This window comes from Xanthomonas sp. NCPPB 901 (assembly GCF_056725085.1).
The window spans coordinates 3,872,258-3,885,788 of record NZ_CM161511.1 but is presented as its reverse complement, the minus strand read 5'-3'; the positions used below and the strand labels follow the sequence as shown (position 1 = coordinate 3,885,788).

Annotated in this window: 13 protein-coding genes; 9 read left to right on the top strand and 4 right to left on the bottom strand. The window is 69.0% G+C overall.

Going from position 1 to position 13,531, the window contains the following annotated elements; all coding sequences use genetic code 11:
* Nucleotides 1-152: 152 nt before the first annotated feature.
* Entirely contained in the window at nucleotides 153-638 is a 486-nt protein-coding gene (locus AC1PME_RS16360) for a DUF2127 domain-containing protein (protein WP_481096446.1), read from the bottom strand.
* A 16-nt stretch (nucleotides 639-654) separates the two neighbouring features.
* Complete coding sequence (typA, locus tag AC1PME_RS16355; protein ID WP_010340464.1) at nucleotides 655-2,484, bottom strand: translational GTPase TypA; 1,830 nt, start codon at nucleotides 2,482-2,484, stop codon at nucleotides 655-657.
* A 198-nt stretch (nucleotides 2,485-2,682) separates the two neighbouring features.
* Here typA and AC1PME_RS16350 point away from each other — a divergent pair, with 198 nt between their 5' ends.
* From AC1PME_RS16350 to prpE, 9 genes are all read left to right on the top strand, one after another.
* A complete protein-coding gene (locus AC1PME_RS16350; protein ID WP_184502556.1) occupies nucleotides 2,683-3,177 on the top strand; it encodes a peptidylprolyl isomerase in 495 nt (164 codons plus the stop codon).
* 89 nt (nucleotides 3,178-3,266) lie between these two features.
* Nucleotides 3,267-3,644, top strand: a complete 378-nt coding sequence (locus AC1PME_RS16345) for a glutaredoxin family protein (protein ID WP_254458950.1) — start codon at nucleotides 3,267-3,269, stop codon at nucleotides 3,642-3,644.
* 36 nt (nucleotides 3,645-3,680) lie between these two features.
* Entirely contained in the window at nucleotides 3,681-4,667 is a 987-nt protein-coding gene (locus AC1PME_RS16340; protein WP_026143870.1) for a malate dehydrogenase, read from the top strand.
* A 72-nt stretch (nucleotides 4,668-4,739) separates the two neighbouring features.
* Nucleotides 4,740-5,618: a LysR family transcriptional regulator gene (locus AC1PME_RS16335; RefSeq protein ID WP_481096445.1), complete on the top strand. Its 879-nt coding sequence runs from the start codon at nucleotides 4,740-4,742 to the stop codon at nucleotides 5,616-5,618.
* Between the two features lie 79 nt (nucleotides 5,619-5,697).
* On the top strand, nucleotides 5,698-6,318 hold the full coding sequence (gene gstA / locus AC1PME_RS16330; RefSeq protein WP_481096444.1) for a glutathione transferase GstA: 621 nt from the start codon (nucleotides 5,698-5,700) through the stop codon (nucleotides 6,316-6,318).
* Between the two features lie 98 nt (nucleotides 6,319-6,416).
* Nucleotides 6,417-8,924, top strand: a complete 2,508-nt coding sequence (locus AC1PME_RS16325) for a S9 family peptidase (protein WP_481096443.1) — start codon at nucleotides 6,417-6,419, stop codon at nucleotides 8,922-8,924.
* A 22-nt stretch (nucleotides 8,925-8,946) separates the two neighbouring features.
* The gene (locus AC1PME_RS16320; RefSeq protein WP_481096442.1) at nucleotides 8,947-9,255 is read left to right on the top strand and encodes a hypothetical protein; all 309 of its coding nucleotides are present in this window, start codon (nucleotides 8,947-8,949) and stop codon (nucleotides 9,253-9,255) included.
* 193 nt (nucleotides 9,256-9,448) lie between these two features.
* The gene (locus tag AC1PME_RS16315; RefSeq protein ID WP_481096441.1) at nucleotides 9,449-9,985 is read left to right on the top strand and encodes a hypothetical protein; all 537 of its coding nucleotides are present in this window, start codon (nucleotides 9,449-9,451) and stop codon (nucleotides 9,983-9,985) included.
* A gap of 146 nt (nucleotides 9,986-10,131) precedes the next feature.
* Complete coding sequence (prpE, locus tag AC1PME_RS16310; RefSeq protein WP_481096440.1) at nucleotides 10,132-12,003, top strand: propionate--CoA ligase; 1,872 nt, start codon at nucleotides 10,132-10,134, stop codon at nucleotides 12,001-12,003.
* 48 nt (nucleotides 12,004-12,051) lie between these two features.
* On the opposite strand, the gene AC1PME_RS16305 is transcribed toward prpE, so the two are convergent.
* Both AC1PME_RS16305 and AC1PME_RS16300 read right to left on the bottom strand, forming a co-directional pair.
* Nucleotides 12,052-12,660 (bottom strand): glutathione S-transferase N-terminal domain-containing protein, encoded by a 609-nt coding sequence (locus tag AC1PME_RS16305; protein ID WP_481096439.1) that lies wholly within the window; start codon nucleotides 12,658-12,660, stop codon nucleotides 12,052-12,054.
* Nucleotides 12,661-12,782: 122 nt separating this feature from the next.
* A complete protein-coding gene (locus AC1PME_RS16300) occupies nucleotides 12,783-13,244 on the bottom strand; it encodes a cell wall hydrolase (protein ID WP_019797714.1) in 462 nt (153 codons plus the stop codon).
* Between the last annotated feature and the right edge of the window lie 287 nt (nucleotides 13,245-13,531).

The window sequence follows — 13,531 nt, the reverse complement described above, 5'->3', positions numbered from 1 at the left end:
GATGCTGCGGCAGAGGCGACATGCCGCGTTGGACGGGGCGCGCTGCGCACGCTCAACGGTGCGCCGGATGCCGGGCGCAGGAGCGCGCCACGCTGAAGCGCAGGCGCGTGTCGTTTGAAGGAAATCGGCGCCGCTGCGGCGCCGGGGGCGGCTCAGACCGCCGGAGGATGCCGCCGGCGCCGGACCAGGTCGCGGGCCAGGATGCCGACCACGGCGAGGTTGATCGCCAGCACCGCCCACGACGCCCAGCCGGGGTGGCGCACGATCGCGTAGACGTCGAACGGCAGGTAGATGGCCGCGGAGATGCAGCCCAGCAGCGAGGCCCAGGCCTTGGCGCGCCACAGGCCCCACGCCTCGATGAGGTGCAGCACGCCGTAGGCGAGCATGCCGGCGGCGGCCAGGTGCACCGCCCCCGGGCTGATCATGGTCAGCAGCGAGGGCAGGGCGCCGTGGTCCGGGTCCAGGCTGAAGCGCACGATCAGCCGGTCCACCCCCGCGCGCAGCGGGGCCGGCCCCATCAGTTCCAGCCCCGTGGCCGCCAGCACCGCCAGCAGGCCCTTGCTGGCCTCCAGCAGTGCGATCAGGTGCAGGCCCGGATGCGCATGCGGATCCGGGTTGTACGCCTTCTCGGCAGCCATGGGCGGGTGCTGTCGCTTAGCCCGCGCGACCGGCGCGCTTGCGCTCGTTTTCGGTCAGGTGCTTCTTGCGCAAGCGGATCTCCTTCGGGGTGACTTCGACCAGTTCGTCGTCCTCGATGAAGTCCAGCGCCTGCTCCAGCGTGTACTTGATCGCCGGGGTCAGCTTGATCGCATCGTCCTTGCCCGAGGCGCGCATGTTGGTCAGCGGCTTGGTCTTGATCGCGTTGACGGTCAGGTCGTTGTCCTTGGAGTGGATGCCGACCAGCTGCCCTTCATACACGTTGTCGCCTTCGGCGGCAAACAGGCGGCCGCGCTCTTCCAGCGGGCCCAGCGCGTAGGCGGGGGTGGCGCCCGGCGCATTGGCGATCATCACGCCGTTCTGGCGCTTGGCGATCGCGCCCTGTTCCTTCGGGCCGTAGTGGTCGAACACGTGGAACAGCAGGCCCGACCCCTGGGTCAGGGTGCGGAACTCGTTCTGGAAGCCGATCAGGCCGCGCGCCGGGATCATGTAGTCCAGGCGCACGCGGCCCTTGCCGTCCGGCTCCATGTTCTTCAGCTGGCCCTTGCGGATGCCCAGCTTCTCCATGACGCCGCCCTGGTGCTGCTCCTCGATGTCCACCACCAGCTGCTCGACCGGCTCCATCAGCTGCCCGTCGATTTCCTTGATGATGACTTCCGGGCGCGACACGGCCAGTTCGAAGCCCTCGCGGCGCATGTTCTCGATCAGCACCGACAGGTGCAGTTCGCCGCGGCCGGAGACCAGGAACTTGTCGGCGTCTTCCAGCTGCTGCACCTTCAGCGCCACGTTGTGCACGGTCTCGCGCTCCAGCCGGTCCTTGAGCTGGCGGCTGGTCAGGAACTTGCCGCCGGACAGGTCCTTGTTGCCGGCGAACGGCGAGTTGTTGACCTGGAAGGTCATCGAGATGGTCGGCTCGTCGACGGTCAGCGGCGGCAGCGCCTCGGGGGCTTCCAGCGCGCAGACGGTGTCGGAGATGGTCAGTTCCTGGATGCCGGAGATGGCGACGATGTCGCCGGCCTGCGCGCTGTCCTGCTCGATCCGCTCCAGGCCCAGGAAGCCCAGCACCTGCAGCACCTTGCCCTGGCGCTTCTTGCCTTCGCGGTCGATCACCGCCACCGGCATGTTCTTCTTCAGCACGCCGCGCTGGATGCGGCCGATGCCGATCACGCCGACGAAGTTGTTGTAGTCCAGCTGGCTGATGCGCATCTGGAACGGGCCGTCCGGATCCACGTCCGGCTTCGGCGCGTGCTGCATGATCGCTTCGTACAGCGGGGTCATGTCGCCGTCGCGCACGCTATCGTCCAGCGAGGCGTAGCCGTTCAGCGCCGAGGTGTAGACGATCGGGAAGTCGAGCTGCTCGTTGGTGGCGCCGAGCTTGTCGAACAGGTCGAACACCTGGTCGATCACCCAGTCCGGGCGCGCGCCGGGGCGGTCGATCTTGTTGACCACCACGATCGGCTTGAAGCCCATCGCGAACGCCTTCTGGGTCACGAAGCGGGTCTGCGGCATCGGCCCGTCCATCGCGTCGACCAGGATCAGCACCGTGTCCACCATCGACAGCACGCGCTCCACCTCGCCGCCGAAGTCGGCGTGTCCGGGGGTGTCGACGATGTTGATGCGGTTGCCCTGCCAGGTGATGGCGGTGTTCTTGGCCAGGATGGTGATGCCGCGTTCCTTTTCCTGGTCGTTGCTGTCCATCACGCGCTCGGCCAGCACCGTGCGCTCGGACAGGGTGCCGGACTGCTTCAGCAGGCAGTCGACGAGGGTGGTCTTGCCGTGGTCGACGTGGGCGACGATGGCGATATTGCGAAGATTTTCGATGGACATGCGAAAGGGGGCCAGCCGGCGCCAGGAGAAGGAAAGGAAGCCACCTAGTATACCCGGATCCCGTGACGCCTGCCGGCGGCCCGCGGCGGGAGGCCGGGCAGGGGCGTTCAGGTGCCGGCGGCAGGCGCGGGCGAAGCCTGAACAAGGCGCCGTGTATCCTATGCGCCCTTCATGACGCCCCCGTTTCCAAGGAATCCCATGTCCCTGATCGCCCATTTCGACACCGCCCGCGGCCCGATCAAGATCGAGCTGTATCCCGACAAGGCCCCGCTGACCGTGGCCAACTTCGTGAACCTGGCCAAGCGCGGCTTCTACGACGGGCTGAACTTCCACCGCGTGATCGCCGACTTCATGATCCAGGGCGGCTGCCCGGAAGGCTCCGGCCGCGGCGGCCCGGGCTACCGCTTCGAGGACGAGACCAACAACGGCGTGCGCCACGACCGCGGCGTGCTGTCCATGGCCAATGCCGGCCCCAGCACCAACGGCAGCCAGTTCTTCATCACCCACGTCGCCACCCCGTGGCTGGACGGCAAGCACACCGTGTTCGGCAAGGTGCTCGAGGGCCTGGACGTGGTCGACAGCGTCGCCCAGGGCGATGTGATCAACAAGATCACCATCGAAGGCGACGCCGAGGCGGTGCTGGCGGCCAAGGCCGACCGCGTCGCCGAGTGGAACCGCACGCTCGACGCCTGAGCCGCCCCCGTCCGCGCGGCCGGTCCTGCGGCCGGCCGCGCGGCGCAACCTGCTACCATTTCCCGGTTCACTGCCGCACCCGACCGCCGATGACGATGCGCCCCCTTGTGTTGTGCCTGCTGCTGCTCGCCATCGGCGGCGGCGTGCACGCGTGGTGGCGCAGCGCGGCCACGCCGCCGTCGGCCGCACTGGCCGCCGGCGACCCGCGCCTGCTGACCGGCGACGCCGGCATCGTCATGCTCGCCGCCGACTGGTGCGGCTACTGCCGCCGGCAACAGGCCGATTTCGCCCGCGCCCAGGTCCGCTACACGGTCCTGGACGTGGAGCAGGAGGCCGGCCGCCAGGCCGCCGCCGCGCTCGGCCTGGAAGGCGTGCCGATCACCGTGATCGGCCAGCACGTGGTCGAAGGCTACGACACCGCCGCCCTGGACCTGCACCTGCAGCCGCTGGGCTATCGCGTCTACTGATCCACCCCACCCACTTTCTTAGCAGAGGAATCCCCCATGAAAGCACCCGTTCGTGTTGCCGTGACCGGCGCCGCCGGCCAGATCGGTTATGCCCTGCTGTTCCGTATCGCCTCCGGCGAGATGCTGGGCAAGGACCAGCCGGTGATCCTGCAGTTGCTGGAACTGCCGATGGAGAAGGCCCAGGCCGCGCTGAAGGGCGTGATGATGGAGCTGGAAGACTGCGCGTTCCCGCTGCTGGCCGGCATGGTCGGCACCGACGACGCCGAGGTGGCGTTCAAGGACGCCGACATCGCCCTGCTGGTCGGCGCGCGTCCGCGCGGCCCGGGCATGGAGCGCAAGGACCTGCTGCTGGAGAACGCCAAGATCTTCACCGCGCAGGGCGCGGCGCTGAACAAGGTGGCCAAGCGCGACGTCAAGGTGCTGGTGGTCGGCAACCCGGCCAACACCAACGCCTACATCGCCATGAAGTCGGCGCCGGACCTGAACCCGAAGAACTTCACCGCGATGCTGCGCCTGGACCACAACCGCGCGCTGAGCCAGCTCTCGCTCAAGCTCGGCAAGCCGGTCGGCGGCATCGAGAAGCTGGTGGTGTGGGGCAACCACAGCCCGACCATGTACCCGGACTACCGCTTCGCCACCGCCGACGGCGCCTCCATCGCCGAGGCGATCAACGACCAGGAATGGAATGCCGGCACCTTCATCCCGACCGTGGGCAAGCGCGGCGCGGCGATCATCGAAGCGCGCGGCCTGTCCTCGGCCGCCTCGGCCGCCAACGCCGCCATCGACCACGTGCGCGACTGGGTGTTGGGCAGCAACGGCAAGTGGGTGACCATGGGCGTGCCGTCCGACGGTTCCTACGGCATCCCGGAAGGGGTGATCTTCGGCTTCCCGGTCACCACCGAGAACGGCGCCTACACCATCGTCAAGGACCTGCCGATCGACGACTTCAGCCAGAAGTACGTCGACAAGACCCTGGCCGAGCTGGAAGAAGAGCGCAGCGGCGTGGCCCACCTGCTGGGCTGATCGCCAGCGCGATCGCGTGATCACGGAACGCCGGGCCCCGCCCGGCGTTTCGCGTTGTGGAAGCCCGAAATCATGATGAATCTGATCCACTGGCGGCTGTACGTCGCCGTCGTCGAGTGCGGCAGCATCAGCGCCGGCGCGGCGCGCTGCGGCATCACACAGTCCGGCGCCAGCCAGGCCATCGCGCAGATGGAGCACGTGCTGGGCGCGGCGCTGCTGCTGCGCGAGCGCGGGCGGATCCGGCCGACCCCGTTCGGCGCGCGTGCGCTGGAACATGCGCGGGCGATGCTGGCCGAACTGGGGCAGCTGCAGGCGCTGGCCAGGGCGCAGCGTGCGCCCGCCGCGCCGTCGCTGCGGGTCGCCGGCTTCGCTTCGTCGCGGCCGTGGCTGGCGCCGCGCCTGCGCGCGTTCGAGCGGGCGCATCCGGACACGGGCGTGGTCTGGCTGGAAGGCAGCGACGAGGAGGTCGAGGCCTGGCTGGCGGCCGGGACGGTCGACCTGGGCGTGGTGCTGGATCCAGCGCCGGAGCGTGACGCCACGGTGTTCGGCAGCGACGAATGGCTGGCGGTGCTGCCGCCGGCGCTGGCGCGTCCGCAGGCGCGCGACATTGCCCTGGCGGAACTGCTGGCGCTGCCGTTCGTGCTGGCCACCGGCGGCTGCTGGCTGCATGCGCAGCGCCTGGCCGAACGCGCCGGGCTGACGATCGCCGACCTGCGCCTGCAGGTGCGCGACTGGTCCAGCGCCTGGACCCTGGTGCGCGACGGCGCGGGCGCCAGCCTGCTGCCGGCATCGGTGCTGCCGGCCGAGCGCGACGGCGTGCAGGTGATGCCGTTGCAGCCGCGGCTGCAGCGCCGCTTCGCGCTGGTCGCCGCCGCGCAACCGGCGCCGGCGGCGTTGCAGCTGCGCGGGTTCCTGGACGCGGCCATCAGCTGCGCTACTGCCACGCCCTGACATTCTTGTTTCTCCGCAGGCGCACGCCCCGCGCACACTGCCGGCGCCGACTGTCCGGTGTTCCTGCGAGACCATCCCGATGCACCTCTATGCCGCCCCCGGCGCCTGTTCCCTGGCGCCGCACATCGTGCTGCGCGAACTGCAACTGCCGTTCCGGCTGGTGCGCGTGGACAATCGCCACAAGCGCACCGAAGCGGGCGAGGATTTCCTCGCGATCAATCCCAAGGGCTACGTGGCCGCGCTGCAACTGGACGACGGGCAAGTGCTGACCGAGGGGCCGGCGATCCTGCTGTATCTGGCCGACCGCGACCCGCAGGCGGCGCTGGCGCCGTCCGCGGACGCAGACGCCTTGCCGCGCTATCGCCTGTACGAGTGGCTGGCCTTCATCAACAGCGAACTGCATGCCGGCAGCGTGCCGCTGTTCGATGCCGGGCTGGCGCCGGAGCGGCGTACCGCGGTCGCCGCGCGGCTGCTGCAGCGCTATGCCCATGCCGAGACCGCGCTGCGCGCGCGACCGTACCTGCTCGGCGAGCGCTTCGGCGTGGCCGATGCCTATCTGTTCACCGTGCTCGGCTGGCTGCCGCGGTTCGGCCTGTCGCTGGACGCGCATCCGGCGTTGGCCGCGTACGCCGCACGCATCGCGCAGCGTCCCAGCGTGGCGGCAGCGCTGGCCGCCGAGCGGGCGCTGGCCCCGGCCTGAGCCGGCGGCACCGGCCGGCCGGACAATGACCTTCGGCAGTCGGCCGCCGCTGGCGGCCGTGCTACGTTGCCGGCGCCATTCGAAAGGGGATTTCGACCATGTTCATGCCGTTCCGCTGGATCGGCGTGCTGGCGCTTGCCAGTGCGTTGCCTGTCGCCGCCATCGCCGCCGCCGCCGGCGGTTACCGGCAACCGCCCGAGCCGCTGCTGGGGGTGATGCGCGCCCCGCTCAATCCCTCGCCGCGGCTGGACCCGACCGGGCGCACCCTGCTGCTGGTGGAGCGCCAGGCCTACCCGCCGATCGCGCGCGTCGCCGAGCCGTACCTGAAGCTGGCCGGGGTGCGCGTGGAACCGCGTACCCACGCCCGCCACGACATGTCCAACGGCTACGGCATCCGCGCCTGCCTGGACGGCTTCAGCCTGGTCGACGTGGCCAGCGGCAAGCAGACCGCGGTGACCCTGCCGGCCGGCGCCTGCCCGGCGCAGCCGGTGTGGTCGCCGGACGGGCGCCGCTTCGCCTTCAACAACACCGCGGCCGACCGCGTCGAGCTGTGGCTGGGCGACGTCGCCACCGGCGCGGTGCGCCGCGTCGACGGCGTGCAGCTCAACCCGGTGCTGGGGGGCGAGATCCAGTGGCTGGGCGGCAGCGACACGCTGCTGGTGCGCGCGGTACCGCAGGACCTGGGCCCGGCACCGGTCAAGGCGGCGGTGCCGCCGGGGCCGGAGGTCAAGGAAGCGATCCGCGGCAAGGGCGAGAGCAGCACCTACGAGGCCCGCGACACCCTGTCCAGCCCCGAGGACGAGGCGCAGTTCACCTACTACGCCACCTCGCAACTGGTCACCGTGGATGCCGCCAGCGGCAAACTGCGCACGGTCGGCAAGCCGGCGGTGTACTCGGTGGTCGACGGCGCGCCGGACGGCCGCCACGTGCGCGTGGAGCGCCTGCAGCGCCCGTACTCCTATGTCACCACCTACGGCCGCTTCGCCCACGACGTGGCGGTGCTGGACCTGGCCGACGGCAGCGAGCGGGTGCTGGCGAACCTGCCGGTGGCCGACCGGGTGCCGGTGCACGGCGTGCCGACCGGGCCGCGCGCCTACAGCTGGCGCGCCAACCAGCCGGCCACCCTGGTCTGGGCCGAGGCCCTGGACGGTGGCGACTGGAAGACGAATGTGCCGGCGCGCGACAAGCTGCTGACCCTGTCGGCGCCGTTCACCGGCAAGCCGCGCGAACTGGCCAAGGTGACCCAGCGCTACGCCGGCCTGAACTGGTTCGCCCAGGGCGGGCAGGTGCTGCTGGACGAGTACGACGAGAACCGCCACTGGCGCCGCACCACGCTGCTCGACGCGGACCGCCCCGGCAGCGCCGGGCGGGTGCTGTTCGATCTGTCCACCGATGACCTGTACGCCGATCCCGGCACGCCCGAACTGCGTCGCCTGGCCAATGGCGAGTACGTGCTGCGCGAGGACGACGGCGCGCTGTTCCTGAGCGGGCAGGGCGCCACCCCGAGCGGCGACCGGCCGTTCCTGGACCGCTACGACCTGGCGAGCGGCAAGACCCAGCGCCTGTTCCGCAGCGACGCCACGGTGGACGAAGCCTTCGCCGGGTTCGCCGGCGACGACACTACCCGGCTGCTGACCTGGCGGCAGTCGCCGAGCGACCCGCCCAACGTCTACCTGCGCACGCTGGGCCAGCCGCAGCCGGACGCGGCGGCGGGCGAGGCGGTGGTCGCCTCCAGCCTGGCGCCGGTCACCCGCTTCCCCGACCCGACCCCGCTGGTGCGGCAGATCCAGAAGCGCCTGGTGACCTACAAGCGCAAGGACGGGGTGGAACTGTCCTTCACCCTGTACACGCCGCCCGGCTACAAGGAAGGCACGCGGGTGCCGGCGATCCTCTACGCCTATCCGCTGGACTACGCCGATGCGTCCAAGGCAGGCCAGGTCAGCGGCGCCAACGACCGCGACTTCACCCGCCTGCATTCCTACCAGCTGCTGTTGCTGGCCGGTTACGCGATCATCGACGATGCCGCGTTCCCGATCGTCGGCGATCCCAAGACCGCCTACGACACCTACCTGCAGCAACTGGTGGACAACGCCCAGGCGGCGGTGGACAAGGCGGTGGCGCTGGGCGTGGTCGACCGCGACCGCATCGGCGTCACCGGCCACAGCCACGGCGCGTTGATGGCGGCCAACCTGCTGGCGCACACCGACCTGTTCCGCGCCGGCGTGGCCACCAGCGGCAGCTACAACAAGACCCTGACCCCGTTCGGCTTCCAGAACGAGCGGCGTTCGTTCTGGGCCGCGCCGGAGGTGTACGCGCAGGCCTCGGCGTTCTTCCACGCCGACAAGATCAACGAGCCGCTGCTGCTGGTGCACGGCATGGACGACGCCAACCCCGGTACCGAGACCACCCAGGCCCCGCGCATGTTCCAGGCGATCCGCGGCCTCGGCGGCACCGCGCGGCTGGTGCTGCTGCCGTTCGAACCGCATTGGTACACCGCGCGCGAATCCAACGAGGACGTGGTGGCGGAGATGCTGGAGTGGTTCGACCGCTACGTGAAGCAGGCGCCGCCGCGTGCGGCGGCGGACGCGGCGGCGCAGAAGCACTAGCGCGAGGACCTGGAAGCGCACGATGAAATTGCGTTTTCTTTGCGCGCCAGTGCTGCTGGCGCTCACCGCATGCGGTGCAGTCGACACGGTGAAGAATGCCTACGCGCATTCGCAGGACGTGGCTGCCGACCTGGAGAAATCGGTCGGCAGCAAGCCGGCCGTCGGCTTCAACTGGGCAAACGGCTCGCTGGTCCAGGTCACGGTCAATTTCCAGGGCGTGCCGCACATGCCGCTGGAGCAGATCGTGCAGCTCAGCAAGGATTCGGTGGCGACGCGCTTCGAGCAGGCGCCGGGGAATGTGGTGGTGATGTTTACGGTGCCGGGGAAGTAGGACGCGCGATAGCAGGTACCACTTGCGGTGGCGGCAAAAACGACGACGCAAGAGCAGTGCTTAGGTCAGATCAAGCTAAGGAAAGAGCTGATGGCAAAGCGAGAAGATCTTCAAGATTGGGTTGTTGCAGCACTGAAAGCACATGCGGGCTCAGCCAGCATCGTCCAAGTTGCGCAGCACATCTGGACGCATCATGAGAAAGAACTTCATGCATCTGGAGAGCTATTCTTTACATGGCAGTACGACATGCGGTGGGCATGCACTCGATTGCGAGAGCGCAAGATCGTTCAACCGGCTGAAGTTTCAAGGCGTGGTGAATGGCGCCTCGCAAGCTAACAATTCATCTAAGGGAAATGGCTTCGTAGGTGGATTAAATCAACCGTTGGGAGCGTCGAGCAATTCCATGCCATCCAAAGTCTTGGTTGTTGTCCTAGCTCTTGTTTGTGCTCTTCTTGGTCATCGTGTCCTTCGTCTAGAGTCAGAGGTGCATGAGCTTCAGCGCAATGCGGCAATTGCATTGCTTTCGGCCGAGATTGCAAACAAGAAGGTCGGGGCTTTTGCGCCTTACTTTGCCGAGGACAAGGAGGCATTTGCTAACGCTTGGCTAGATGGCTCCAATATGCCCAGTCCTGTATTTCCGGAGGACGTTCTGGTTCCTCTTCAGCGAGAGCTAGCTCGGCGTCGAGCGGAGCCGGTGTCGCAAAAGCTCAAGGCTGAAACCTTCCATTAGGTCATTGCCACTTTCATGCTGCACGCTTCGTTGCATGGCACAAGTCAGGCGGTAGCTGCCCAGCCCCTTCGACCAAGGTCTGAACGACGCCCTCCCCGCCGAAGGACTATGCTCGGAGCCGGTGCACCGGCCTTGGGAGGGGCGGCATGGACTACGCGACGCTGTACCGACGTTCGATCGAGCGGCCCGAAGAGTTCTGGGCCGAGCAGGCCAAAGCGATCCACTGGGAGCGCCCGCCGCAGGCGATCCTGGAATACGACACGCCGCCGTTCCGGCGCTGGTTCGTCGGCGGCCTGACCAACCTCTGCCACAACGCGGTGGACCGGCACCTGCCCGAGCGCGCCGCGCAGTTGGCGCTGGTCGCGGTCTCCAGCGAAACCGGGCAGACCCAGGAAGTCACCTATGCGCAGCTGCACCGCGAGGTCAACGCCTTCGCCGCGGTGCTGCAGCGGCTGGATGTGCAGCGCGGCGACCGCGTGGTCATCTACATGCCGAACATGGCCGAGGCGGTGTACGCGATGCTGGCCTGCGCGCGCATCGGCGCGGTGCACTCGGTGGTGTTCGGCGGTTTCGCCGCGCACAACCTGGCGCTGCGCATCGACGATGCGCGGCCCAAGCTGCTGATCGCCGCCGATGCAGGCAGCCGCGGCGGCAAGCGCATCCCCTACAAGCCGCTGGTCGATGCGGCGTGCGCCGAAGCCAGCGCGCCGCCGCCGAAGGTGCTGATCGTCTCGCGCGGGCTGGATCCGGCGCAGCCGCGCGTGCCCGGGCGCGACGTCGACTATGCCGCGCTGCGCGCCGAGGTCGGCGACGCGCAGGTGCCGGTGGTGTGGCTGGAATCCAACGAGCCCAGCTACCTGCTGTACACGTCCGGCACCACCGGCAAGCCCAAGGGCGTGCAGCGCGACGTCGGCGGGCATGCGGTGGCGCTGGCGCTGTCGATGCGCACGGTGTTCGACTGCGGCCCCGGGCAGGCCATGTTCTCCACCTCCGACGTGGGCTGGGCGGTGGGGCATTCGTACAACGTGTACGGCCCGCTGATCGTCGGTGCGACCTCGCTGCTGTACGAAGGCCTGCCGGTGCAACCGGATCCGGGCGTGTGGTGGGCGCTGTGCGAGAAGTACCGGGTGCGCACGATGTTTTCTTCCCCCACTGCGATCCGCGTGCTGAAGAAGCATCCGGCGCGCTACCTGCGCGAGCGCGACCTCAGCGCGTTGCGCTATCTGTTCCTTGCCGGCGAGCCGCTGGACGAGCCCACCGCGCTGTGGATCGCCGACGCGCTCGGCAAGCCGGTGATCGACAACTACTGGCAGACCGAGACCGGCTGGCCGGTGCTGACCCTGTTGCCGGGCGTCGAGCTGCGGCCGGTCAAGCCGGGGTCGCCGGGCTTTCCCAACCTCGGCTATCGCACGCGCATCGTCGACGAGCACGGGGTCGAGGTGCCGGCCGGACGCAAGGGCGTGCTGGTGATCGAGCCGCCACTGCCGCCGGGCTGCATGACCACGGTCTGGAACGACGACGCGCGCTTCCTGCGCAGCTACTTCAGCCATTTCGACACGCTGCTGTACAGCTCGCTGGACTGGGCGATCCGCGACGAGGACGGCTATACCTTCATCCTCGGCCGCACCGACGACGTGATCAACGTCGCCGGGCACCGCCTGGGTACGCGCGAGATCGAGGAAGCCATCGCCGGCCACGCCGATGTGGCCGAAGTGGCGGTGATCGGCATGCACGACGAGCTGAAGGGGCAGGTGCCGGTGGTGTTCGCGACGCTGAAGCAGGCCGCGCCGGATGCGGCGGCGGTGATCGAGGAACTGCGTCAGTGCGTGGTGCAGCGGCTCGGCGCGGTGGCGCGGCCGGCGCAGGTGTATCTGGTGCAGGCATTGCCGAAGACGCGTTCGGGCAAGCTGTTGCGGCGCTCGCTGCAGGCGCTGGCCGAGCAGCGCGATCCGGGCGATCTGTCGACGCTGGACGATCCCGGCGCACTGGAGGAAATCCGCCGCGCCTTGCGCGGTTGACCCAGCACCGATCACGCCGGCGCACACGCGCCGGCGTGCGCGCACCGCTCAGCCGAGGCCTTCGGCCTTCAGCGCCGCCTGCACCTGCGGATCGGCGGACATGCGTTCGAAATGCAACTGCAGGTTGGCGCCGAGCGGGAGCTGCTGCGCGCGCGCCCAGCGCAGGGTGACGAACAGGTAGGCGTCGGCGATGGAACGGCGTGCGCCGCCCAGCCAGGTTTGCTGTTCCAACGCAGCGTCCACGCGCGCGTACAGCGTGCGCAGGCGTTCGCGCGCATGCTCCTGGGTGCGCGCGATGGCCGCGGCGTCGTCGAGATAGCGGGTGCTGCCGAACAGCGGATGGAACGCCGGATGCAGATCGGCGTTGAGGAAGGCCAGCCAGCGCTGCACCTCTGCGCGGCTGCGCAAACTGCCGTCGCCGGCCAGCTGCGCATCGGGGACGAGATCGGCGATGTAGTTGAGGATCGCCGAGTTCTGGGTGAGCACCCAGTCGTCTTCCTGCAACGCGGGCACCGCGCCGGCCGGATTGATCGCCAGATACGCCGGCGCCTTCATCGCGGCGGCGTCCAGTAGTTTCAGCTCGAACGGCAGGCCTGCCCAGCGCAGCACGATGTGATCGGCCAGCGAACAGGCGCCAGGCTTGGAATAGAGTTTCATGGCAGGGGTCCGCACGGTGTCAGGACGCCAGAGCGTACTCGCTGCGCGGGGCGCTTGGCGATCACCACGCGCCTTGTGCGGCGCGCGCGGCCTGCATCAGGAGGTGCCTGCGCGGCGAATGGTCAGGACGCGTTGCGCGGCCGCAGCTTCTGCACGCGATAGAACGTGTGGTCGCCGATGGTCGCGACCTGGTAGGCGTTGCGCCAGCTCGGGCTGGCGATGGCATGCGCAGCGAAGTGGCTGGCGCCAGGCACGATCTCCTTGCGCTGGCCCTGCGGCAGTGCCCAGTTGCGCTCGGCGGCGAAGGCGACCTTGACCGCGTCGGCCCAGGCGTCGTCGTTCTTCAGTTCGGTACCCGGCTTCACCAGGCCCGGCGCGAACTGCTTGCGCGCAGTGACCACCTGGCACATCGAATCGCCCCACAGGCCGCTGTCCAGGCGGCGCAGCGCGACTTCGGCGACGGCTTGCTGTCCGCGCAAGGTCTGGTCGCGCGCTTCCAGGTATACGGTGGTGCTGAGGCACAGCGAATCGGCGGCGGGTTGCGGCAACAATTGCGAAAGCCAGAGAATCCAGGCCAGTTTCATCGTACTCCTTGCTCCGTATGGGCCGTCGTCGTGGCGCCGCGCCGGGATGGCGCGGCAAGCGATGCGGCTTGGCGTCATGGGGAGGCGGCCTGTCACGGGCCGCCCGGGTGCCGGCAATCTGAAGTCCGGCGAATCCGCCAAGATGGGCGGATCGAGAAGAGGCGCGAACGATAGGGGCCGGTTCCCGAATCGCAACTGAACCCGGAGTATTGACAGAGTTCACATCTGGCTGTGCGGGGATGCCGCCGCGCCTGGCCGCGCGACGGCGTGGGCTGCGCCGCGATGCG

What these genes read in the sequence shown, in the direction of transcription:
- AC1PME_RS16360 (WP_481096446.1), bottom strand. Translation starts at nt 638, where the DNA reads ATGGCTGCCGAGAAGGCGTACAACCCGGATCCGCATGCGCATCCGGGC.
- typA (WP_010340464.1), bottom strand. Translation starts at nt 2,484, where the DNA reads ATGTCCATCGAAAATCTTCGCAATATCGCCATCGTCGCCCACGTCGAC.
- AC1PME_RS16350 (WP_184502556.1), top strand. Translation starts at nt 2,683, where the DNA reads ATGTCCCTGATCGCCCATTTCGACACCGCCCGCGGCCCGATCAAGATC.
- AC1PME_RS16345 (WP_254458950.1), top strand. Translation starts at nt 3,267, where the DNA reads ATGACGATGCGCCCCCTTGTGTTGTGCCTGCTGCTGCTCGCCATCGGC.
- AC1PME_RS16340 (WP_026143870.1), top strand. Translation starts at nt 3,681, where the DNA reads ATGAAAGCACCCGTTCGTGTTGCCGTGACCGGCGCCGCCGGCCAGATC.
- AC1PME_RS16335 (WP_481096445.1), top strand. Translation starts at nt 4,740, where the DNA reads ATGATGAATCTGATCCACTGGCGGCTGTACGTCGCCGTCGTCGAGTGC.
- gstA (WP_481096444.1), top strand. Translation starts at nt 5,698, where the DNA reads ATGCACCTCTATGCCGCCCCCGGCGCCTGTTCCCTGGCGCCGCACATC.
- AC1PME_RS16325 (WP_481096443.1), top strand. Translation starts at nt 6,417, where the DNA reads ATGTTCATGCCGTTCCGCTGGATCGGCGTGCTGGCGCTTGCCAGTGCG.
- AC1PME_RS16320 (WP_481096442.1), top strand. Translation starts at nt 8,947, where the DNA reads ATGAAATTGCGTTTTCTTTGCGCGCCAGTGCTGCTGGCGCTCACCGCA.
- AC1PME_RS16315 (WP_481096441.1), top strand. Translation starts at nt 9,449, where the DNA reads ATGAGAAAGAACTTCATGCATCTGGAGAGCTATTCTTTACATGGCAGT.
- prpE (WP_481096440.1), top strand. Translation starts at nt 10,132, where the DNA reads ATGGACTACGCGACGCTGTACCGACGTTCGATCGAGCGGCCCGAAGAG.
- AC1PME_RS16305 (WP_481096439.1), bottom strand. Translation starts at nt 12,660, where the DNA reads ATGAAACTCTATTCCAAGCCTGGCGCCTGTTCGCTGGCCGATCACATC.
- AC1PME_RS16300 (WP_019797714.1), bottom strand. Translation starts at nt 13,244, where the DNA reads ATGAAACTGGCCTGGATTCTCTGGCTTTCGCAATTGTTGCCGCAACCC.